This is a genomic window from Collinsella sp. AM34-10, assembly GCF_003469185.1.
Lineage (GTDB): Bacteria > Actinomycetota > Coriobacteriia > Coriobacteriales > Coriobacteriaceae > Collinsella.
On sequence record NZ_QSIL01000007.1, the window covers coordinates 86,957 to 108,670 of the forward strand.

A 21,714-nucleotide genomic window follows, 5' to 3' on the forward strand; every position below is an offset into this window, starting at 1 on the left:
ATATCCATGGCAAACGTTCTTGTCTTTGGTCACCAGAACCCCGATAACGACGCCATCATGAGCGCCGTCGTCCTGTCCCAGCTGCTCAACCAGGTTGAGTATGCCGGCAACACCTACGAGGCCTGCGCCCTTGGTCAGCTTCCGGCCGAGTCCGCCAAGCTGCTCGCCGACGCCGGCATCGCCGAGCCCCGCGTGATCGAGTCCGTCGAGGCCGGTCAGCTCGTCGTCCTCACCGACCACAACGAGTCTGCCCAGTCCGTCGCCGGCCTTAAGGATGCCACGGTCTTTGGCGTTGTCGATCATCACCGCATTGGCGACTTCGAGACCGCCGGCCCGCTGCACTACATCTGCCTGCCCTGGGGCTCCAGCTGCACCATCGTCACCAAGCTCGCCGGCGTGCTCGGCGTTGAGCTTTCCGACGTCCAGGCCAAGCTGCTGCTCTCGGCCATGATGACCGATACGCTCATGCTCAAGAGCCCCACCACCACCGATGTCGACCGCGCCGTCGCCGCCAAGCTCGGCGAGCAGGTGGGCGTCGACCCGGTCAAGTTCGGCATGGAGGTCTTCCTCACCCGTCCGTCCGGCTCCTTCACCGCAGCCGAGATGGTCGGCAACGACATCAAGATGTTCGAGCCCGCCGGCAAGAAGCTGCTCATCGGCCAGTACGAGACTGTCGACAAGAGCCGCGCGCTCGGCATGATTGACGAGATCCGCGAGGCCATGCGCGCCTACGCCGCCGAGAAGGGTGCTGACGGCATTGTCCTGTGCATCACCGACATCATGGAGGAGGGCTCGCAGGTCCTGCTCGAGGGCGAGACCGAGGCTGCTCAGAAGGGCCTGGGCATTGCCGACGAGCACGACGGCGTCTGGATGCCGGGCGTCCTCTCCCGTAAGAAGCAGGTCGCTGCCCCCATCATGGCCGCCTGCTAGGTTTAGTTGACCGAACGCCACGACCGGATCGCGGACGCCCCGCGCTCCGGTCGTTTTTTGTGCATGCGCCGCGTCGTCTCTTGGACAGGCGTGCCCGTGCCGTTGAGCAAATAATGTTCAACCTGTGGTTCCGCTTTTCGGCCACGCCTGCGTGCTTGTCGTGCAGGGTAGGCTAGATGCAAGCGTAATACGTTAGAGCGCGGCGCCGCCACTTGGGCGGGCCGTGCTTTTTTAAGACGGGAGCTTTCCCGTGAAAGGAGCCGCCCATGGCAGCAACCGAGCAGCTGTTCAACGTCCGTGAGCGCAAGCGCTTTGAACGCCACGACATTTGGGAGCGCATCGCCGAGAACGGCACGATTTCCGCCGCGGTTATGGTCATCGCCGCCATCGCCGCCGTCATTTGCGCCAATACCGATGCCTACGAGGCCATCCATCACTTTTTGGAGACCCCGCTGTATGTGGGTCTGGGCAACCTTACGGCCGGTCTTACCGTTGAGCTTTTCGTCAACGACTTCCTCATGGCGATTTTCTTTTTGTTGGTGGGCATTGAGCTTAAGTACGAGATGACGGTCGGCGAGCTCAAGAATCCACGTCAGGCCATGCTTCCCATGCTGGCGGCCGTGGGCGGCGTCGTCGTTCCCGCCTGCATCTACCTGATCTTTAACCATGCCGGCGCCCGCAACGGTTGGGCCATCCCCATGGCAACCGATATTGCCTTTGCGCTGGGCGTGCTATCGCTTTTGGGCAACCGCGTGCCCAACGGCGTGCGCGTGTTCTTCTCGACGCTCGCCATTGCCGACGACCTCATCTCCATCGCCGCCATCGCCATCTTCTACGGTCAGAGCCCCAATCCGTTTTGGTTGGGCGCCGCCGCGCTTGTGACCTGCGCGCTCGTGTGGCTCAACAAGACGCAGCATTACCGCCTCGCCCCGTATTCGGTACTGGGTCTGCTGTTGTGGTTCTGCATGTTCAAGAGCGGCGTGCACGCTACGCTTGCTGGCGTCATCTTGGCCTTTACCATCCCGGCCAAGTGCGGTGTTAAGCTCGATAGCCTCACTGATTGGTTGGGCGAGTGCCTGCCGCTGCTCGATGACCGCTACGACGACGAGGCGCACATCTTGGGCCAGCATGACTTTACCGTCTCGACCACCAGGGTCGAGCGCGTCATGCACCGCGTGACCCCGCCGCTCATCCGCATGGAGCGTCTGATCTCCACGCCGGTCAACTTTGTGATTCTGCCGATCTTTGCGTTCGTGAACGCACAGGTTCGCCTGGTGGGTGTGGATATGAGCACGTTGCTCACCGACCCGGTGACGCTCGGCGTGTACTTTGGCATGCTGCTGGGCAAGCCGATCGGCATCTTTGGCATGACGTTTGCCCTGGTTAAGTTTAGGGTCTGCGAGCTGCCGCATAACGTTAACTGGCACATGATTGCCGGTGTGGGCATTCTGGGCGGCATCGGCTTCACCATGTCGATCCTCATCAGCGGCCTTGCCTTCCCGACGGCCCAGTTTGAGGTTCTGGCTGCCAAGGCCGCCATCCTTGCCGGTTCGGTCACCGCTGCCGTGCTCGGTATGATCTACATGAGCGTGGTCTGCAAACACCCCGCGCCCAAAGACAAGTAAAAGCACATACAAGTTTGAAAACGCCGCCTGTGAACACCATCACAAGCGGCGTTTTAGTCATTGGGGACGTTCTTAAACGACTAGGTTTATTCCACCGTTCCGTAGACGGCGCCCCAGCCGTGGGCGGCAAGGGCGGAGTTGAGCTGGTCGCAAAGCGATTGGCGGTCGTAGTAGCCGGGCGGCAATAGGTTCACGATTTCCATGAGATCGGGCGCCAGGTCCAAGATCTCGGCCTGTACGATGAGATCCAGGCGGTCGATGGCGCGGCGGTCGTAAAACAGCCCGTCGACCAGGCGCTGCAGGTCGCCGAATTCCTCGGCCTGAAACGATCCGTACTCCATAGTGCCTCCTTGGGCGCCCCACGCCGGCATGCGCGGCGATTCGTAAATCATTGCGATGAACTTAATCTATCACGGCTTCATGCCGTTGCGGCGGTGGCGGTCTATACTTAGACGAACTGCAACGTCCCGCTTCGCGAAAGGTCGCACCCATGCAGACGATCTACCAGAAGATGGAAACCACCGAACTCGATGCCGCCATCGAGGCGCTCAAAGCCGAGGTCGCCGAGGTCAAGGCCAAGGGCCTGGCGCTCGACATGGCCCGCGGCAAGCCGTCGCCCTCCCAGGTGGACATCTCTCGACCCATGCTCGATATCCTCAATGCCGATGCCGATCTGCACGACGGCAACGTCGACTGCTCAAACTACGGTTGCTTTGAGGGCATTCCCTCGGCGCGCAAGCTGGCGGGGGAGTTCCTGGGTTGCCCTGCCGAGCAGACGCTCGTACTGGGTTCGTCGAGCCTTCTGATCGAGCACGATATCGCCGGCATGTTTTGGCGCTGCGGTTCGTGCGGCAGCGAGCCTTGGGAGGCTTACGAGGCCGCGCACGACGGCAAGAAAGTCAAGTTCCTGTGCCCTGTTCCCGGCTACGACCGTCACTTTGGCATCACCGCCGACCTGGGTATCGAGAACGTCCCCGTCGCGATGACCGACAACGGCCCCGACATGGACGAGATCGAGCGCCTCGTTGCCGCCGACGATTCCATCAAGGGTATCTGGTGCGTGCCCAAGTATTCCAACCCCACGGGTATCACCTTTAGCGAGGACACTGTGCGCCGCCTGGTCGAGATGCCCACGGCCGCGCCCGATTTCCGCATCTTCTGGGACAACGCCTACTGCGTGCACGACCTGTACGACGAGACCGACGAGCTCGCAAACATCTTTGACCTCGCTCGCGCGGCGGGCACCGAGGACCGCGTGGTGGCCTTTGCCTCGACGTCCAAGATCACCTTCCCGGGCGCCGGCATCGGCTTTATCGGTGCGAGCCCCGCGGTTATCGCGGAGTTCTCCAAGCGCCTGAAGGCCGGCCTTATCAGCGCCGACAAGCTCAACCAGCTGCGTCACGTGCGTTTCCTTCCCACCATCGAGGCGGTCAAGGAGCATATGAAAAAGCATGCCGAGTTCTTGCGCCCGCGCTTTGAGGCCGTCGAGCGCAAGCTCACCGAGGGTTTGGGCGACACGGGCTGCGCCACTTGGACGCATCCCCGCGGCGGCTACTTTGTGAGCTTTGATGGTCCCGAGGGCTCGGCCCAAAAGGTCGCAGCGCTTTGTGCCGACCTGGGCGTCAAGCTCACGCCGGCTGGTGCTACCTGGCCTTATGGCAAGGATCCGCGCGACACCAACATCCGCATCGCGCCGAGCTATCCCACGGTCGAGGACCTGGAGGCAGCACTCGACGTACTGGTGCTGGCCGTCAAGCTCGTCGCTGCCGAGCTCGTTCGTGCCGAGCGCGCCTAACGCCTAGGGCCCCGCAAGTCCGCGCCCAGTACTATCCGCATTTTCGATACGTAAAGGAGCGTATACATGGATTTGGGTATTTCCACCAACCCCACACCGGAGATCTACACCATTAAGGTAACCGGCGAGATCGATATCTCTAACGCCGATAGCCTGCGCAATGCCATTGACCTGGCGCTCGAGCAGCCCACTGAGGCCGTTGAGCTCGATTTTGCCCAGGTGAGCTACATCGATTCGACGGGCATTGGCGTGCTCGTGGGCGCCGCGCACCACGCGGTCGACCACGGTAAGCGCTTTAGCTGCACTAATGTGCAGCCCCAGGTGATGCGCGTGGTTCAGCTGCTGGGCGTCGACCAGGAGATTTCGATCACGGCGGCATAATCTTTGCCCCCAAAAGGGCGTGCCGTTTGGCATATGTTTGTGATGCGCTCGGACGTTTTGGCGTCCGGGCGCTATACTTGACCGAATGAATAGACGAGTTCCGGCCGAATGGCGCGGTGCGGGCTCGACTCACATCGAGCCTTGGAGGTATGTGTGTTTGGTATTGGAGAGGGTGAGCTCGCGATCATCGTGGTCTTCGGCTTTTTGCTGTTTGGCCCGGATAAGCTCCCGCAGATGGGCCGCACGATCGGCCGTGCCATCCGTCAGTTCCGCGAGACGCAGGAAAAGATGACGGCCGTTGTTCAGTCCGAGATCATCGATCCGGTAAGCGAGGCCGCGTCGGCTCCGGTCAAGCCCAAGAAGGCTGTCGTCGATGACGATTCCGATGCGGACGAGGATGCCGCCGGGACGGCTGCACCCGCAAAGAAGGAGACCTTTGCCGAGCGCCGTGCCCGCCTTGCCGCCGAGAAGGCTGCGAGCGAGGGTGCCACCGAGGGCGAAGGCGCTGCTGATGAGGCCGAGAGCGCCGAGCCCGCCAAGGCCGAGCCTGCTGCTGCCGCCGTCGAACCCGAGCCAGCTGCAGAGCCGGAGCCCAAGCCCGAGCCGGCAGAGCCCACGACGGCTGACCTCTACGCCCGTCGTCCCCGTAAGCGCAAGGCCGTCGTCGACCAGCTCGCTCGCGAGCTCGAGGCCGAGGACGACGCTGCTGCCGCCGACGCCCCGAAGGGAGGTGATGAGTAATGCCTATCGGACCTGCGCGAATGCCGCTTTTCGATCACCTGGGGGAACTCCGTCGCCGCCTGACCATCGTGGTCGTGTCGGTGTTTGCCGCCGCTATCGTGCTGTATTTCGCCACGCCTGTAGTGCTCGACATCCTGGAAGATCCCATCCGCTCCTTTGTGCCGGACGGTAAGTTCTACATCACTACCACGCTCGGCGGCTTTGGCTTGCGCTTCTCGCTGGCCATCAAGATGGCCGTGGTCATGTGCACGCCCATGATCATCTGGCAGATTCTGGCGTTTTTCCTGCCGGCGCTTCGCCCCAACGAGCGCAAGTGGGTCGTGCCCACGGTGCTCGCCTCGACGGTGTTGTTCTTCCTGGGCGCCATTTTCTGCTATTTCATCATCATTCCTGCGGGCTTTGAGTGGCTCATCGGCGAGACCTCGGCCGTCGCTACGGCGCTGCCCGATCTGGAGAACTACGTCAACATGGAGCTGCTCTTTATGATTGGCTTTGGCGTGGCGTTTGAGCTGCCGCTCATCATCTTCTACCTGTCCGTCTTCCACATCGTGTCCTACGCGGCCTTCCGCAGTGCCTGGCGTTATGTATACGTTGGCCTGCTGGTGGGCTCGGCTGTGATTACGCCCGACGGCTCGCCCGTTACGCTGGGGCTCATGTATGGCGCCCTGCTCTCGCTCTACGAGATTTCGCTCGCCATCGCTCGCGTGGTCATTACCGCGCGCGAGGGCAAGGAGGGCTTGTTTGTGAGCCGTCTGGACCTGTTTTCGGACGACGAAGAGGACGACGAGGAGTAAATCGGTATGCACGAGGTTGGCATTGTCAACGGCATACTCGATACAGTGATTCGCGCGGCGCGTGGGGCGGGGGCCTCGCGCGCCGTTTTGGTAACGCTGCGTATCGGGGATATGACCGAGGTCGTGCGCGAGGCGCTCGACTTTGCCTGGGAGACGTTTCGCGACGAGGACCCGCTCACGCGCGGCTGCGAGCTTGCCGTGGAGGAGGTCCATCCACAAAGCGAGTGCCAGGACTGCGGTGAGGTCTTCGATCACGACCGTTTCCATTGCCGCTGCCCTCAATGTGGCGGCGCCAACGTGCGCCTGCTGCACGGCAGCGAGCTCGACATCGCCAGTATCGAAATCGAAACCCCCGACGATTAGCCCGCTAGCCATCTGGTGATGGGGTATAAAGGGGCCAAATTAAGGAGCGCTAAGTATGGCTGAGAAAACGATTGATATCGCGTCGCCGATTCTGTCGCGCAACGAGCGCCTGGCAGATCAACTGCGCAAGCGTTTTGAACAGACAAACACCTATGTGATCAATGTGCTGTCGAGCCCCGGCTCGGGTAAGACAACAACGATTCTGGGCACCAACGAGCGCCTGCGCGACAAGGCCGGCTTGCGCTGCGCCGTCATCGAAGGCGATATCGCCTCGGACGTCGACGCCATCACCATGAAGGAAGCCGGCATGCCTGCCATCCAGATCAACACGGGCGGCCTGTGCCACCTCGAGGGCAACATGATCATGGAGGCCGTTGACGCGTTCGACCAGGCCGTGGGTCTGGAAAACATCGACGTCATCTTTATCGAAAACGTGGGTAACCTGGTCTGCCCAGTCGACTTTGACCTGGGCGAAAACCTGTCCATCATGATTCTCTCGGTGCCCGAGGGCGACGACAAGCCCATCAAGTACCCGGGCATCTTTCAGCACGCCGGCGCGCAGCTGCTCAACAAGGTCGATGTGGCCCCGGCTTTCGATTTTGACATGGATAGGTATACTAAGACACTCGATGACCTCAATCCGCAGGCGCCGCGGTTTGCCGTGAGCGCGCGCAAGGGCGAGGGCATGGATGCCTGGTGCGATTGGCTCATCGGGCAGATTGAGCAAGCAAGGGCGTAAGTCGGCCGCCATACGGGCGGGCGTAGCCGCAGAGATACGAGATAGGAGCCTCTTTTGAAGCTCATCATCGCCGAGAAAAACGACGCCGCGCGTCAGATTGCCGAGCGTCTGTCCACGGGCAAGCCCAAAAAGGACAAGGTGTACAACACCGCCATCTACCGTTTTGAGTGGAAGGGCGAGGAGTGCGTGACGATCGGTCTTGCCGGTCACATCCTTGCGCCCGATTTTTGCGACAGCGTGCTGTTCGATAAAAAGCTGGGCTGGTATTCGGTCACCGAGGACGGCGAGATGCTGCCGGCCGACATACCCGATGGCCTGGCGCGTCCGCCCTACGACACCAAGCGCAAGCCGTTTCTTGCCGATGGCATCTCAATCAAGGGCTGGAAACTCGAGAGCCTGCCTTACCTCACCTGGGCGCCCGTCATTAAGCTACCGGCCGAGAAGGAACTCATTCGTTCGCTCAAGAACCTCGCCAAGAAGTCCGACAGTGTCATCATCGCCACGGACTTCGATCGCGAGGGCGAGCTGATCGGTTCGGACGCCCTCAACAAGGTGCGCGAGGTTGCGCCCGACCTGCCGGTCGCCCGCGCCCAGTATTCTTCGTTTACCAAGGCCGAGATCACGCAGGCCTTCGATAATCTCGTCTCGCTCGACCAGAATCTGGCCGACGCCGGCGAGAGCCGCCAGCACATCGACCTCATTTGGGGTGCGGTGCTCACGCGCTACCTAACGCTCGCCAAGTTTGGCGGTTTTGGCAACGTGCGTTCCGCCGGCCGCGTGCAGACGCCGACGCTTGCCCTGGTGGTCGAGCGCGAGCGCGAGCGCATGGCGTTTGTGCCCGAGGATTATTGGCAGATTCGCGGCATGGGCGCCGCGCAGGGCGCAGCCGAGGACGATCGCTTTAAGATCGCGCACAAGACGGCGCGCTTTACCGACAAGGATGCTGCTGAGGCGGCGTACGGCCACGTTGACGGCGTTGCGACGGCAACCGTCGCCGCGGTGACCAAGCGTTCGCGCAAGCAGCAGCCACCCACGCCGTTTGCGACCACCTCGCTGCAGGCTGCCGCCGCGGCCGAGGGCATCTCGCCTGCGCGCACCATGCGCATCGCCGAGTCCCTCTACATGGCCGGCCTCATCAGCTACCCGCGTGTCGACAACACCGTGTACCCCGCGACGCTCGATCTGGGCGCCGTGGTGAGCGACCTGGCAAAGATCAACCCGGCGCTGGCGCCCGTGTGCAAAAAGGTGCTCGCCGGTCCCATGAAGCCCACGCGCGGCAAGGTCGAGACCACCGACCACCCGCCGATCTATCCTACGGGCGAGGGCGACCCGTCCGCGCTCGATGGCGGCCAGCGCAAGCTCTACGACCTCATCGCCCGCCGCTTCCTGGCGACGCTCATGGGGCCTGCGACCATCGAGAACACCAAGCTCGAGCTCGATGTGAACGGCGAGCCGTTCGTGGCTTCGGGCGATGTGCTCGTGACCCCCGGTTTCCGCGAGGCATACCCGTACGGTCTCAAGCGCGACGAGCAGATGCCGCCGCTGGAGCAGGGCGATACGGTCGACGTGTTCGACATTAAGCTCGAGGCCAAGCAGACCGAGCCGCCCGCGCGCTACAGCCAGGGCAAGCTCGTGCAGGAGATGGAAAAGCGCGGCCTGGGCACCAAGTCCACGCGCGCGAGCATCATCGAGCGCCTGTACGCCGTGCGCTATCTCAAAAACGATCCCGTGGAGCCGAGCCAGCTGGGTATCGCCATCATCGATGCGCTGTCGCGGTTTGCCCCGCGCATCACGAGCCCCGATATGACCAGCGAGCTCGACGGCGACATGACCCGCGTGGAGCGCGGCGAGGACACCGAAGAGCATGTCGTGACGCACTCGCGCGCGCTGCTGGCCGGCGTGCTCGACGAGCTGCTCAAGCATACGCAGGAGCTGGGCGACGCCATCAGCGACGCCGTCACGGCCGATGCGCGCGTGGGCGCCTGCCCCAAGTGCGGCAAGGATTTGGTTATGAAGACGAGTGCCAAGACCCGTGGCAGCTTTATCGGCTGCATGGGATGGCCCGACTGCGACGTGACCTATCCGGTGCCGAGTGGCGTCAAGGTAAGCCCGCTCGAGGGCGAGGCCGCCGTGTGCCCCGAGTGCGGTGCGCCGCGCATTAAGTGCCAGCCGTTCCGCCAGAAGGCCTTCGAGATCTGCGTGAACCCCACGTGCCCCACCAACTACGAGCCCGACCTTAAGGTGGGTGAGTGCAAGGTGTGTGCCGAGGCCGGACGCCATGGCGACCTGATCGCACACAAGAGCGAGAAGAGCGGCAAGCGCTTTATCCGCTGCACCAACTATGACGATTGCGGCGTGAGCTATCCGCTGCCGGCGCGTGGAAAACTCGAGGCGACGGGCGAGACCTGTCCCGAGTGCGGCGCCCCCATCGTGGTGGTCAACACGGCGCGCGGTCCGTGGCGTATCTGCGTCAACATGGACTGCCCGACCAAGGAGAAGAAGCCCGCCCGCGGCCGCAAGACTGCGACCAAGGCGAGCACGGCGAAGAAAACCACGGCAGCAAAGAAGACTTCGACCGCCAAGAAGTCGACTGCCAAGAAGGCTGCCGCCGACAAGTAACGGCGCAGTCGAAACATTGCCCAAAAAACGAGCGAGGGTCCCATGATCCTCGCTCGTTTTTTGACCGGCAGTTAGGGACATTCCTTTTTCTGCCGGCAGTTTAGGAACGTCCCTAACTGCCGGCTCGGAAACGACAAGGCGTTAGTTCACTTCGACGGGTTTGGCGCCGGGATAGCGCTCCTCAAAGTCTAGGCGGTACTTATTGTCATTGGTGCCCGCCACGTTGTCGCGCGACAGCGGCGCCACGATCTCGTTCTTATGGTCCGCGGGCTTTGCGTACTTTAAGCTGATCTCCCAGGCATCGCAGATCGCATCGATGCGGTGATCCAGGTCGTCGTACAGAGCAATGATGTCCTTCCACGAACTGTAGTTCTTAGAGCTTGTGGGGACGTCCAGGTCCTCGACGATATCGTAGTACTGCTCGATGGTGTCTTCCGTGCGCTCGGCGACGTCGGCGAGATTTTGACGGGCGGTACGGTCCTCTTCCAGATAACCGCCATTGAACGCCTCTGCGCAGGCACGGACCTGGTTATCGAGATCTTCGAGCAGGTCGTAGTATTCGCTCAGGCGACGGTAGAGGTTTTGCTCGGAGAGGGTCGCCTGGCTGCCATCCTCGTCATCATCGTCGTCATCGTCAAAAAGGCTATTGGGGTCGTCGAGAGGCTTGAGGTCATCATCGTCAACATCATGGTGCAGCTTAGTAATCTCGGCAGTCGTTTGCGTGGCGGCGTTGTCGAAAGGCTTGATCACAAAAAAGATGACCAAGGCGATGATAATTGCCACGAGCACAACGATAACGGCGATAAGCGCCTTGGTGCTGCTCTTTTTGGCGGCGGGGGCCTGCGGTGAATCAGGCGCGTACGTAGATGCCGGTTGCTGTTGGGGCGGGGTGTCCGCGACGGGTATGCGCTGCGTCGTTTCGACCGCTGCGGGGCTGGCGGCGGGGTCGGGGCGATAGGCGAGGGGGTCGTCCGGCTTAGCTTGCGGCGTATCGAGGAAGCCGGTCTGCTCAAACGCGGGTTGGCCATTGCTTGCGGTTGTCTGCTCAACGGGTGCACCGCATGAGGTGCAGAACTTGGCATCATCTGCAAGAAGTTTGCCGCACGAGGCGCAATACCGAGACATTGCCACTCCTTTCGCCACATTTCAAATCAATACGACGATTATACCCAGCGCTCAAAAAAGTCGGCAGCTAGGGACGTTCCTTTTCTGCCGGCACTTTAGGAACGTCCCCAATGACCCAATGACTAGGTCCGATTTGGGGTGCGCCTGCCCCTGGGGTATCATGGCTTGGTTGATATATCTGCATTTACGCGCCTTGTAGGAAGGGGCTGCGCCCATGGCTTTTGAGCCCGCTCAACATAGCTTTATCACGCTCGAGGGCGTCGATGGTGCCGGCAAGTCCACGCAGGCGCGCCTGCTCGCCCGTGCGCTCGAACTTGCTGGCTACCAGGTTGTGAGCCTGCGCGAGCCGGGTGGCACTGCCATCAGCGAAAAGATCCGTGCTCTGCTGCTCGATCCCGCCAACACGGCGATGGGAGACACCTGCGAGTTGCTGCTCTACGAGGCGGCGCGCGCTCAGTTGGTGCACGAGGTCATAGCTCCCGCCCTCGCGGCCGGCAAGGTGGTCCTGTGCGACCGCTTCTACGATTCCACGACCTGCTACCAGGCATTTGCCGACGGCCTCGATCGCCAGATAGTGTGCGATGCCAATAACCTGGCCGTCGCGGGAACACACCCGGCGCTCACGCTCGTCTACCACATCACGCCCGAGCAGGCGGCGCTACGCATGGCAGCCCGTGGCGCGGCAGATCGCATGGAGGCAAAAGGCATGACATTCCAGGAGCGTGTTTACCAGGGATTTTGCGCCATTGCTGCCGAGGAGCCAAACCGCGTAAAGCTCATCGACGCCACTGCGACCGTCGAGGAAGTCTTCGAGAAGACGGTCGAGCAGATTCGCGCGTACGGTCTCGTCATTTCGCAAGATGCTGTCGTCGCCGCGCTTGCCAAGGAGGCCGAGTAACATGGCCCCCGCTCAGGCAAGCCTGCTGGCCAAGCTCGACACCCAAGAGCGCGTTCGCGATTTTTTGACCAACGCCGTCGCCAGCGGCCGCGCATCGCACGCCTACCTGTTTTTGGGCGCTCCCGGTGCCGGCAAGCTCGATGCCGCATGGGCGCTCGCCCAGGCCTTCCTGTGCGAGCAGGACGGCTGCGGAGCATGCGACAGCTGCGTACGCGTTGCTCGGCATACGCATCCTGACGTGCACTATTACACGCCCGAGAGCGCCACAGGCTACCTCATTGCCCAGACCCGCGAGCTGCTCGATGACGTGCCGCTGGCGCCCATCCGTGCCAAGGCCAAGGTCTACATCATCGATCGTGCCGAGCAACTGCGCGCTAACACCGCCAACGCGCTGCTCAAGACACTCGAGGAGCCGCCCGAGGGCGTTATGTTCATCTTGTTGGGCACCTCGGCAGACGTGATGTTGCCCACCATCGTGAGCCGCTGTCAGTGCGTGCCGTTTCGGCTGGTGTCGCCCACCGTGGCCGCGCAGGCCGTGAGCCGCGCGACGGGTCAGGATCTCGCGCGTTGCCGCATGGCGGTCGCCGTGGCGGGAAGCCCCACACGCGGCATCGAGTTCCTTAAGAGTGCCGAGCGCCAGGATGCTCGCCGCCAAATGGTCCGCGCCATCGATTCGCTCATCGCTGCCGACGAGGCTGATGTGCTCAGCCGCGCCAAGTCGCTCATCGTCGCCGTTAAGGCGCCGCTCGCCGAGGTCAAGTCCACACAGGAAAAGGTGCTCGAGCAAAACGCCGACTACCTGTCGCGTGGAGCATTGAAGCAGCTTGAGGACCGCAACAAGCGCGAACTCAACGCGCGCGAGCGTTCGGGTATCATGGAAGCGCTGGCGAGCGCGCGGACGCTCATGCGCGACGTGCTGCTGACACTTCAGGACGAGGCGGCCGACGTCGTGAACGAAGACGTGCGCGACACGATCGGGCGGCTTGCCGCCGCGACGAATGTTGCGGGTGCCACCCGGGCGCTCGAGGCGGTCGCGACCGCCGAGCGCAACATCGCCAGAAACGTTACTCCCCAGCTGGCCATCGAGGTCATGCTGTTCGATATCAGGAAGGCACTGAAATGCCGTTAGTCGTACCCGTTAAGTTTACCTACGCCTCGCGCGACCTGTGGTTTGATCCGCAGGATCTGGATATCCTCGAGGCCGATTATGCCATTTGCTCCACCGAGCGCGGAACCGAGATCGGCCTGGTCACGGCCGATCCCTTCGAGGTGCCGCAAGATGAGATCGGCCAGCCGCTCAAGCCCGTGCTGCGCGTGGCGAGCGATATCGACCTGCAGCTTGCCGACGACCTGGCCATCCAGGGCGACGAGGCCATGGTCGATTTCCGCCGTCTGGTCAAAGAGCTCGACCTCGAGATGAAGCCGGTCGGCGTCGAGTACCTGTTTGGCGGCGAGAAGGCTGTGTTCTACTTTGCGGCCGAGGAGCGCGTCGATTTCCGTCAGCTCGTCAAGGACCTGTCCTCGACGCTGCACATTCGCGTCGACATGCGCCAGATCGGCGTGCGCGACGAGACCCGCCTGGTGGGCGGCTATGCCCAGTGCGGCCAGGAGCTCTGCTGCACGCGCTTTGGCGGACAGTTTGAGCCGGTTTCGATCCGCATGGCAAAGGAGCAGGACCTGCCGCTCAACTCGTCCAAGATTAGTGGCGTCTGCGGCCGCCTGATGTGCTGCCTGCGCTACGAGTTCGAGGCGTACAAGGACTTTAAGAGCCGCGCGCCCAAAAAGAAGACGCTTATCGATACGCCGCTTGGCAAGGCGCGCATCCAGGAATATGACACGCCGCGTGAGCAGCTGGTGCTGCGCCTGGAGAACGGCAAAGTCTTTAAGGTCAACCTGGCCGATATGACGTGCTCGGAGGGTTGCAAAAAGAAGGCCGCCGAGCAGGGCTGCAACTGCCGCCCCGACTGCGTGACGCGCGACGTGCTCGAGCGCATCGAGTCGCCCGAGATGCGTCTGGCGCTCATGGAACTCGATCGCGAAAACGGCGTCGACGTGGGCGATGGCCTGTCGAGCGCCGATCGTCTGGCCGGCACATCGATGCCCAAGCGCCGTCGTCGCGATGCCGAATCCGATGCTCGCACCGCTCAGGGCCAGGGCGAGGGCCGTGGCCGTGGAAAGGGCCGCGGCAAGGCCGAGGCGCCCGAGACCGAGGGAGCAGCCGATGGCCGTCGCCGCCGCAAGCGCACGGCGTCCGTCGACAATGGCGAGGCCGCGGGTAAGAACGCTTCCCGCGAGCGCGAGGCTCAGCAGCCCCAGCAGCAAAATCGCGGCGGTGGCATGAACCCCACGCGCCGTCGTCGCCGTCACCTGTCGAGCGAGGAGCGCGAGGACGCCTTCCGCGCCGCAGCTGCTCGCGAGGCCGGTGCCGCTCCCAAGGGCGCCTCGGCCTCCGACGCGCCTGCCGACAAGGCTGGCAAGCCGCGTGGCGAGGAGGAGCGCGCGTCACGTCCGCGTCGTCGCCATTCCTCGGGCGCGCAGCAGAAACCCTCGATTCCTTCTGTGGCCGATCAGGTTTCGGATGGCGAAGTCAAGGTCACGCGCCGTCGCCCCGGCGATGGCGGAGGAGCTGCCGCCAAGGCTTCGCACGGCGGCGCTCGCGACGAGTGCGAACCGCGTGAGGATCGCGGCGGCGAGGGCTCGACCGACCAGGGTCAAAAGCGTCGCCGTCGCCGTCGCTCCCGCAAGCCGCGCCAGGACGGTGGCGAAGGCTCGACCCGCACCTCGTCCGTACCGCAACCGCCTGCCGGCGAATAACGTCCGTAAGCGGATGTAACCCGCCTGACCCCAGCACCTCTGGGTATCATGGCTCTACACCGACAACCCTCCCTTCGCCTTCGCGTAGGGAGGGTTGTGTCATGAAGAGACATCTGAACGTATTGACTCGCTTGCAGGGCGCAGGCGTCCTACCGTTTGCGGACGAATTGCTACCGCTTGCCGAGCGCGCGACGTATGAGGCGCTCGAGGCGTTGTCGCCCACGCGATGCGCTGGCTGCGAGCGTTCCGGTGCGCTGATCTGCCAGGATTGTCTGGCATCGCTCGCGCTCATCGATCCGTGTCATAGTTGCATCCGATGCGGCGCCCCGTTTGGGGATTTGCTGTGTACCGAGTGCTCGGTCGAGGGCACGTCTTCGGCAATGGCCGAGGCGCTCGATCGCTGCCTGGCGTGTGCCGTCTATGCACATCCGCTGCCGCGCATCATCAAGGCGTACAAGGATGCGGGCGAGCGCCGTCTGGCACCGTATCTGGCGGAGTTGCTCTACGACACTGCCTTGCATGCCCAGGTGGCAGCATCCGATCGCTACGGCGGTGTGTTGTCCGGTGCGGACGCGGTGGTGTTTGTGCCCGCGACTGCGGCGGCGTTTCGGCGGCGTGGATTCGACCATATGGAAGCAATCGCGCGCTCGTTTTGCGATCTTTCGGGTGTCCCGTTGCTGGACGCCCTGGTCAAATACGGTCATGGTGACCAGCGAGAGCTCGGCCGCGATGAGCGCCGGGAGCATGCCCGGGGCATGTACGAGACGGTCGAGGATGTGCGCGGCCGCCGTCTGCTGCTCATCGATGATGTCATTACCACGGGCGCGACCATGGCAGCAGCCTCGGCGGAGCTCAAGCGTGCCGGCGCCGCAGCAGTCGATGGCCTCGCTATCGCACGCGTTTGGTAGGGGGTGGTTTTGTGGCAGTGAAGATAGCGCGGCGCATCGAGCCGACAAGCGAGCAACTGGCGGCCTCCGTAGTCCTGACCGGTGCCTCGGCGCTGCGCATGATGCGCGCCGAGCGCCGACAAATGGGTTACATCAGCTGGAGAGACCTCGATCCCGATGAAGAGCGCCGTGTGCTGCATACATCGTCTCCCTCGGCCGAGGACATTTATCTTCCCGATTTGGTGCGGATCGGGGCCGTGAGTGGCGAGGTCCAAGAAGACTTGTGCCTGCTGGTGGGGTCGGCGAAGCAGCGTCGCCGCATGCCTGGTGCAAGCTGGTCCGTTTGTTCTACAGACCTGCCGGACGCCTCGATTTTGGAGGTGGAGCCGGGAGTGTACAGCTTGTCTCCCGAGGCCCTCTGTGCCGCCGTTGCGCGCGAAGTCGGCTGTATCCAGGCATTTGCCCTGGCCCAGGAGCTGTGCTCCAAGATTTCGCTGAGCGATCGCGGGCAGTATCTGCCCCCTTACAGCTCGCCTACCGTGAACAGGCTTGCAAAGGATAAGGACCAGCCGTCAGATGTGGGCTACTTTGAGGTCGAGCCAGTGCTGACGCCCGATCGCCTGGCAGATTACCTTGCGGCATGCAAGGGGAGCGCGGCCAAGCAGCTGCGGCGGCTGTGCCCCTTTCTGTCGGAAAACCTGCGCTCACCCATGGAATGCATCATGCTTGCCATGTTTTCGCTTCCGTTTTCTTATGGCGGATTTGCCTGCGGTCCCTTTAAGACCGACCACAAGATCGAGTTCAACGACCGTGCGCAGGCGATCTCGGGGATGCCGTATGCGGTTTGCGATGCCTATCAGGAAGCAGCTCGGTTTGACCTGGAATACAACGGTGAGCAGGGCCATTCGTCTCGCGGCGGGCGCATTCACGATGAAAAACGCAATACGGGTTTGGCGTCCATGGGAATCGAGGTCGCGACGGTCAACAACGAGATGCTCTGCGACATGGAAGCGATGGAAGCGCTCGCATGGCGCATCCACCAGCGTATGGGTAAACGATATCAGAATCGTGTAGAGGCTCGTCGAAAGAGGCAAGATGCTCTGCTGAATACGCTCCGAGCGTGCTTTGGGCTCAAGCCGGCGTAAAACTATGGCTTTATAGGGGGTCTGTTTATATGCCATGTGCAAAAAACGGCAAATATGAGTACTGTTACTAGATTAGTGACAGCAAAAATAAAGAAACTTGGGCCGAAAAACTGGATTCAGCGAAGAGATAATAAACGAATGTGGAATATCTTGGCGCCAAGCGGGCTGTGCGGAACTCAAAAAGGGCTCGTGGGGCGGAAATACGCTGCTACTAAATTGGTAGCAGTACTCATATTTGCCGTTTTTTGCACACGGCACCCTGAGACGGGTGCCCCGGAGCTCCCCGTGGGGGAGCTCCGGGCTTCATGGGGGCACGAATGGTCCGCCCCGACCTGCGAAATCTGTGCTCGCGATGCGAATAACGTCCCTAACCTTAAACTATAGCTTGAACTTAGCTATAATGCGCTACGTTCCTGCCAGGCTGTGGTTGCGGACGGACGAAATGCCCATCCTAGTCCAAGACAGACGCGGTCAAAGGGATCCACGTAAGCGACCGCGTGCGCGCGGCGCGATCATGGCGCGTCCTAGATGTAAGCCGCACCGTCCGTTCTACTTTCTTTGGGGCAATACCGCCTCGCGGGCGAGCGGGCCAGTCGTGAAGGTGGCTGCGGCCTCCCGAGCAAACGCCCCGGTGCGCAAGTGTGGGGTCAAATACCAGGTCAGCTGGTGGGAACAACCCGATATTCCGTGCGGGGCACGGATCGTATACGACACAGAAGGCAGGGTAGTGGACATGGTGAGGGGCAGCTTGATGCATGCGGCTCGGTTAGGTGCTGGGGCCGCGGCGGTCATTGCCGTTTTGGGCCTGAGCGGATGCGCGTTCAATCCACTGTCCACGTTCACGACGCCCACGATCGACCAGATCGAGCGCGAGACCGTTACCCCCACGGTATCGGACGATGCCCTGGTCACGCCGGGAACCCTGACGGTCGCCCTCGATACGTCCGATGCACCGCAGGCCATGCAGGATGCCGACGGAAACCTCACGGGCTATGCGGTCGATGCCGCTCGTGCCCTCGCATGCCGCATGGGTCTCAAGGTCGCCTTTGTCGATGCGTCCTCGGCCGATTCCGCGCTCAGCGATAAAAAGGCGGACATCTTCATTGGCGACATCAAGTCTGCGGGCGGCGACATCAGCTCGCTTGGCACCTGTCTGTACGATGCCGCCGCCGTATTCGGCAAGAGCAGTGACGGCGAGTCGCTGAGCGTTTCCACCGAAACGCTTAACACCGCTACCCTGGGCGTTCAGACCTCCTCGGCCTCGCAGGAGGCGCTCGCCAAGCAAAGCATCACCGCCAACCAAAAGACCTTTTCCAACATCAATGAGTGCTTTGAGGCGCTCGAGTCGGGCGAGGTCGATTACGTGATCTGTGATTCCACGGCTGGTGGCTACCTCGCGCGTCTGATGAGCCAGATCTCCTATGTCGGTACGCTCGAGGCGCCCTCCACGCTTGGCGTCGCAGGTCTTAGCTCTAATGATGAGCTGTGCCGTGCCGTGAGCGATGCCCTCGATGGCATCACGGTCGATGGCACGCTCGAGGCAGTCCACTGCGTCTGGTACGGACAGATGCCCTATGACCTTACCGCCAAGACCGTTTCGGGGGCCAATGTGCAGGCATCCGACTCCACGTCCAACGAGACCGAGTCCTCCGATGACGACGCCTCTGATAACAACAGCGACGGCCCGTCGTCTAGCCAGGAGGGCACCATCACCGACGATGACATCAACAAGCTCAATAGCTAGTTATTGGTAGGGGTGGCGCCTGCCACACGCTGAACAAGGCGCTTCTTCACGGTTTCAACACGCATGGCCGGGTCTCCCCAATAAGGGAGCCCGGCTTTTCTATTTTGGTAAAAACGGCAGGTAAGAGCTGATTTCCAGGAAAAAACTAGCTTTGCCGACGCCCTCCTATAGCGCACTTTGTCACGGAAAAGTGCGAGACTTCGGTATGCGGTATCAAGCAGTCGTTATTCGGGTCTTTGGGAATTCGCGTGATTAAATGCACGGCAATGGGTACATAGCCAGTACAGTAAGTCCCCGAGGCAGATTGGAGCCACGTATGGATATCAAGGTTTCTGGACGCAAGACGACGGTAACCGATGCTCTGCGTGCGCATGTGGATGAGAAAATCGGCGAGGCGCTCAAGGTTTTCGACATCGAGCCCATGACAGTCGACGTCGTGCTTCGTTATGAGAAGAACCCCTCGAACCCCAACCCGGCAATCGTCGAGGTCACGGCTCGTGCCCGCGGTTCGGTGATTCGCGTTGCCGAGCACGGCGCAGATATGTATGCTGCCATCGACCTCTCCGCCGATAAGGTCACCCGCCAGCTGCGCAAGTTCAAGACCAAGGTCGTGGACAACCGCCAGGGTGGTGCCAGTGCCGCGGATGTCGCGCCGGTCGAGCGCGTTGAGGATCTGGCCGACCTGCTGCTGCCCGAGGAGGACGATGACCTGCTCGTCCGCGAGAAGGTCATCGATGTCACCCCGATGACTGAGGAGCAGGCGCTGGTGCAGACCGATCTGCTCGGCCACGACTTCTACGTGTTCGAGAACGCGACGACTGGCCTCATCAATGTGGTGTATCACCGTAAGAATGGTGGATATGGCATCATCAAGCCCCGTATCGAAACACTTGACGAGTAAAATACGTTAACTTGCATGAGTTAACGGCTGGCGGCCATCCCATGCGGATGGCCGCCTTTTTTACGTAAGGAGTCGCTTTGATGGACAAGGCTGCATCTACCGGCCATTCTGACCGCTGCCGCATCGTCGTCGATACCTGCTGCGACTTTAGCCCCGAGGTCGCCGCGAACCTCGATGTCGATATCTTGGGCTTCCCCTTTATCATCGATGGCGAGGAGCACACGGACGATATCTGGTCGAGCATGAGCCCTAAGGAGTTCTACGACCGCATGCGCGCCGGCGCTCGCGTGTCTACTTCCGCCGTGTCACTCGGTCGCTATATCGAGTTCTTTACCGAGTGCGCCAAAGAGGGTACGCCCACGGTCTACCTGTGCTTTACCTCGGCGCTGTCGTCGAGCTACAACTCCGCGTGCCAGGCGGCAGATGCCGTGCGCGCCGAGTATCCCAACTTTGAGCTCTACGTGGTCGACAACGCTCTACCCTGCGCGACCGGCGCGCTCTTGGCGCTCGAGGCCGTGCGCCAGCGTTCGGCGGGACTGACCGCCAAGCAGCTGGTCGATTGGGCAAACGAGGCAAAGACCTACGTCCACGGCTACTTTACGCTCGAGAGCTTCGACGCACTGGCTGCCGGCGGCCGCATTCCGCCCGCGGCGGCGCAGCTCACGGCAAAGCTCGATGTCAAGCCCGAGCTCTCCTACGACCTTGCCGGCTCGCTGTCGCTGATCGGCGTCAACCGCGGCCGCAAGAAGGCGCTCAAGTCCATCCTCAAGTCGTTTCGCGAGAACTACGTGCCCGACCGCACCATGCCCATCGCCATCATGACGGCTGATTCCGACAAGGACGGCGACTGGCTCGAAGCCGCCATCCGCAAGGAGGAGGGCTGCGCCGACGTCACGATCATTCGAAGCTCCGTGGGCCCCACCATCGGCTCGCACGTGGGCCCCGGCATGGTGGCCTGCGCGTTTTGGGGTAAGAACCGCGCCGACAAGGCGTCGCTTTCCGACCGCATCGCCCGCCGCGTGCGCGGTCAGTAGGCAAGTAACGCGGCCGTAATCGATCCCAACTCACAGCCCAAACGCTGGCACCGAGTATTCAACCTGGTAATAACACCCAACCCAAAAGGAAAGGTTTCATGGCAAACAAGCTCTCTGTCGCATTTATCGGCACCGGAATCATGGGTGCCCCCATCGCCGGCCACATTTTGGACGCCGGCTATCCCGTCATGGTCAACAACCGCACTAAGTCCAAGGCTGCCGCGCTTATCGAGCGCGGTGCCGTCTGGGCCGATACGCCGGCAGATGCCGCGGCGAACGCCGATGTCGTCTTTACCATGGTGGGCTATCCCTCCGAGGTCGAGGAGCTCTACCTGGCGGGCGATGGCCTGCTCGCGTGCACCAAGCCGGGTGCGGTCTTGATCGACCTCACCACGAGCTCGCCCGAGCTCGCGCGCGACATTGCCGAGGCCGCCCAGGTTTCCGGCCGCATAGCGTTTGACTGCCCCGTCACCGGCGGCGAGTCGGGTGCTATCGCCGGCACGCTCACGGCTATCGTGGGCGCCACCGAGAACGACATCGCGCCGGTCCGCGACATCCTTTCCACCTTCGCGGCAACCATCTGCTGCTTCGATGGCGCCGGCAAGGGCCAGGCTGCCAAGCTTGCCAACCAGGTGTCGCTGGGCGCCTGCATGGTCGGCATGGCCGATGCGCTGGCGTTTGCCGAGCTGAGCGGCCTTGATCTGGAGAAGACCCGTCAGATGATCCTGGGCGGCACCGGCAAGTCCGGCGCCATGGAGAGCCTGGCACCCAAGGCGCTTGACGGCGACTACAAGCCCGGCTTTATGGTCGAGCACTTCATCAAGGACCTGCGCTTGGCGCTCGCCTATGCCGACGACCGCGAGCTTGCGCTGCCCGGCGCCGACGTGGCCTTTACGCTCTACGACATGCTCGATGCCATCGGTGGCGCCAAGCTGGGCACCCAGGCCATCACGGTGCTCTACAAGGAGGAGGCCGACGCCATCGCCGCCGGTCTTGACTGGTCGCAGTATCGTCCCGAGGAGCATGGTGCTCACGAGGAAGGCTGCGGTTGCGGCGAACATGGCGACGACCACGAGTGCGGTTGTGGCCACCACCATGGCGAGGACCACGAGTGCTGCGGCGGCCACGGCCATGACGACGGCCACGAGTGCTGCTGCGGCCACCATCACGGGGAGTAGC

General features: G+C 62.2%; 20 protein-coding genes. 18 read left to right on the plus strand and 2 right to left on the minus strand.

Translation table 11 applies throughout. The annotated features are described in order from the left end of the window. The first annotated feature begins 6 nt into the window (after window positions 1-6). Window positions 7-930, plus strand: a complete 924-nt coding sequence (locus DW823_RS07705; RefSeq protein WP_006235927.1) for a manganese-dependent inorganic pyrophosphatase — start codon at window positions 7-9, stop codon at window positions 928-930. A gap of 266 nt (window positions 931-1,196) precedes the next feature. Next, a complete protein-coding gene (nhaA, locus tag DW823_RS07710) occupies window positions 1,197-2,555 on the plus strand; it encodes a Na+/H+ antiporter NhaA (protein ID WP_118081538.1) in 1,359 nt (452 codons plus the stop codon). Between the two features lie 86 nt (window positions 2,556-2,641). On the opposite strand, the gene DW823_RS07715 is transcribed toward nhaA, so the two are convergent. Further along, window positions 2,642-2,896: a hypothetical protein gene (locus DW823_RS07715; RefSeq protein WP_040359778.1), complete on the minus strand. Its 255-nt coding sequence runs from the start codon at window positions 2,894-2,896 to the stop codon at window positions 2,642-2,644. A gap of 149 nt (window positions 2,897-3,045) precedes the next feature. Here DW823_RS07715 and DW823_RS07720 point away from each other — a divergent pair, with 149 nt between their 5' ends. From DW823_RS07720 to DW823_RS07750, 7 genes are all read left to right on the plus strand, one after another. Beyond that, window positions 3,046-4,350, plus strand: a complete 1,305-nt coding sequence (locus DW823_RS07720; protein ID WP_118081540.1) for an aminotransferase class I/II-fold pyridoxal phosphate-dependent enzyme — start codon at window positions 3,046-3,048, stop codon at window positions 4,348-4,350. A gap of 66 nt (window positions 4,351-4,416) precedes the next feature. After that, window positions 4,417-4,731 (plus strand): STAS domain-containing protein, encoded by a 315-nt coding sequence (locus DW823_RS07725; protein WP_117769921.1) that lies wholly within the window; start codon window positions 4,417-4,419, stop codon window positions 4,729-4,731. 153 nt (window positions 4,732-4,884) lie between these two features. Beyond that, entirely contained in the window at window positions 4,885-5,472 is a 588-nt protein-coding gene (locus tag DW823_RS07730; protein ID WP_199574406.1) for a twin-arginine translocase TatA/TatE family subunit, read from the plus strand. Continuing rightward, window positions 5,472-6,266 carry a twin-arginine translocase subunit TatC gene (gene tatC, locus DW823_RS07735; RefSeq protein WP_199574408.1) on the plus strand — a complete coding sequence of 265 codons (795 nt, stop codon included), beginning with the start codon at window positions 5,472-5,474 and terminating at the stop codon, window positions 6,264-6,266. The genes DW823_RS07730 and tatC overlap by 1 nt, the downstream gene beginning before the upstream one ends. 6 nt (window positions 6,267-6,272) lie before the next feature. Next, window positions 6,273-6,629, plus strand: a complete 357-nt coding sequence (gene hypA / locus DW823_RS07740; protein WP_118081547.1) for a hydrogenase maturation nickel metallochaperone HypA — start codon at window positions 6,273-6,275, stop codon at window positions 6,627-6,629. A gap of 55 nt (window positions 6,630-6,684) precedes the next feature. After that, window positions 6,685-7,368, plus strand: coding sequence for a hydrogenase nickel incorporation protein HypB (hypB, locus tag DW823_RS07745; protein ID WP_118081550.1), 684 nt, complete (start codon window positions 6,685-6,687; stop codon window positions 7,366-7,368). A 54-nt stretch (window positions 7,369-7,422) separates the two neighbouring features. Further along, complete coding sequence (locus tag DW823_RS07750) at window positions 7,423-9,987, plus strand: DNA topoisomerase I (RefSeq protein WP_118081552.1); 2,565 nt, start codon at window positions 7,423-7,425, stop codon at window positions 9,985-9,987. Window positions 9,988-10,128: 141 nt separating this feature from the next. Here DW823_RS07750 and DW823_RS07755 read toward each other — a convergent pair whose 3' ends face one another. Beyond that, on the minus strand, window positions 10,129-11,112 hold the full coding sequence (locus tag DW823_RS07755; protein ID WP_118081554.1) for a zinc-ribbon domain-containing protein: 984 nt from the start codon (window positions 11,110-11,112) through the stop codon (window positions 10,129-10,131). 214 nt (window positions 11,113-11,326) lie between these two features. Here DW823_RS07755 and tmk point away from each other — a divergent pair, with 214 nt between their 5' ends. The 9 genes from tmk (at window position 11,327) to DW823_RS07800 (ending at window position 21,713) form a co-directional block, all read left to right on the plus strand. Then, complete coding sequence (gene tmk / locus DW823_RS07760; RefSeq protein WP_118081556.1) at window positions 11,327-12,010, plus strand: dTMP kinase; 684 nt, start codon at window positions 11,327-11,329, stop codon at window positions 12,008-12,010. Window position 12,011: 1 nt separating this feature from the next. Further along, on the plus strand, window positions 12,012-13,139 hold the full coding sequence (locus tag DW823_RS07765; RefSeq protein ID WP_118081558.1) for an ATP-binding protein: 1,128 nt from the start codon (window positions 12,012-12,014) through the stop codon (window positions 13,137-13,139). Further along, window positions 13,130-14,824, plus strand: coding sequence for a regulatory iron-sulfur-containing complex subunit RicT (ricT, locus tag DW823_RS07770; protein ID WP_118081560.1), 1,695 nt, complete (start codon window positions 13,130-13,132; stop codon window positions 14,822-14,824). Before DW823_RS07765 ends, ricT begins: the two co-directional genes overlap by 10 nt. A gap of 101 nt (window positions 14,825-14,925) precedes the next feature. Then, window positions 14,926-15,732 carry a ComF family protein gene (locus DW823_RS07775; protein WP_118081562.1) on the plus strand — a complete coding sequence of 269 codons (807 nt, stop codon included), beginning with the start codon at window positions 14,926-14,928 and terminating at the stop codon, window positions 15,730-15,732. An 11-nt stretch (window positions 15,733-15,743) separates the two neighbouring features. Then, a complete protein-coding gene (locus tag DW823_RS07780; protein ID WP_118081564.1) occupies window positions 15,744-16,856 on the plus strand; it encodes a hypothetical protein in 1,113 nt (370 codons plus the stop codon). Window positions 16,857-17,589: 733 nt separating this feature from the next. Then, window positions 17,590-18,600 carry an ABC transporter substrate-binding protein gene (locus DW823_RS07785; protein ID WP_230317467.1) on the plus strand — a complete coding sequence of 337 codons (1,011 nt, stop codon included), beginning with the start codon at window positions 17,590-17,592 and terminating at the stop codon, window positions 18,598-18,600. A gap of 316 nt (window positions 18,601-18,916) precedes the next feature. After that, complete coding sequence (gene hpf / locus DW823_RS07790; RefSeq protein WP_006236248.1) at window positions 18,917-19,501, plus strand: ribosome hibernation-promoting factor, HPF/YfiA family; 585 nt, start codon at window positions 18,917-18,919, stop codon at window positions 19,499-19,501. Window positions 19,502-19,581: 80 nt separating this feature from the next. Next, window positions 19,582-20,535 carry a DegV family protein gene (locus tag DW823_RS07795; protein ID WP_118081569.1) on the plus strand — a complete coding sequence of 318 codons (954 nt, stop codon included), beginning with the start codon at window positions 19,582-19,584 and terminating at the stop codon, window positions 20,533-20,535. 98 nt (window positions 20,536-20,633) lie between these two features. Continuing rightward, window positions 20,634-21,713 (plus strand): NAD(P)-dependent oxidoreductase, encoded by a 1,080-nt coding sequence (locus DW823_RS07800; RefSeq protein ID WP_118081571.1) that lies wholly within the window; start codon window positions 20,634-20,636, stop codon window positions 21,711-21,713. Window position 21,714 lies beyond the last annotated feature (1 nt).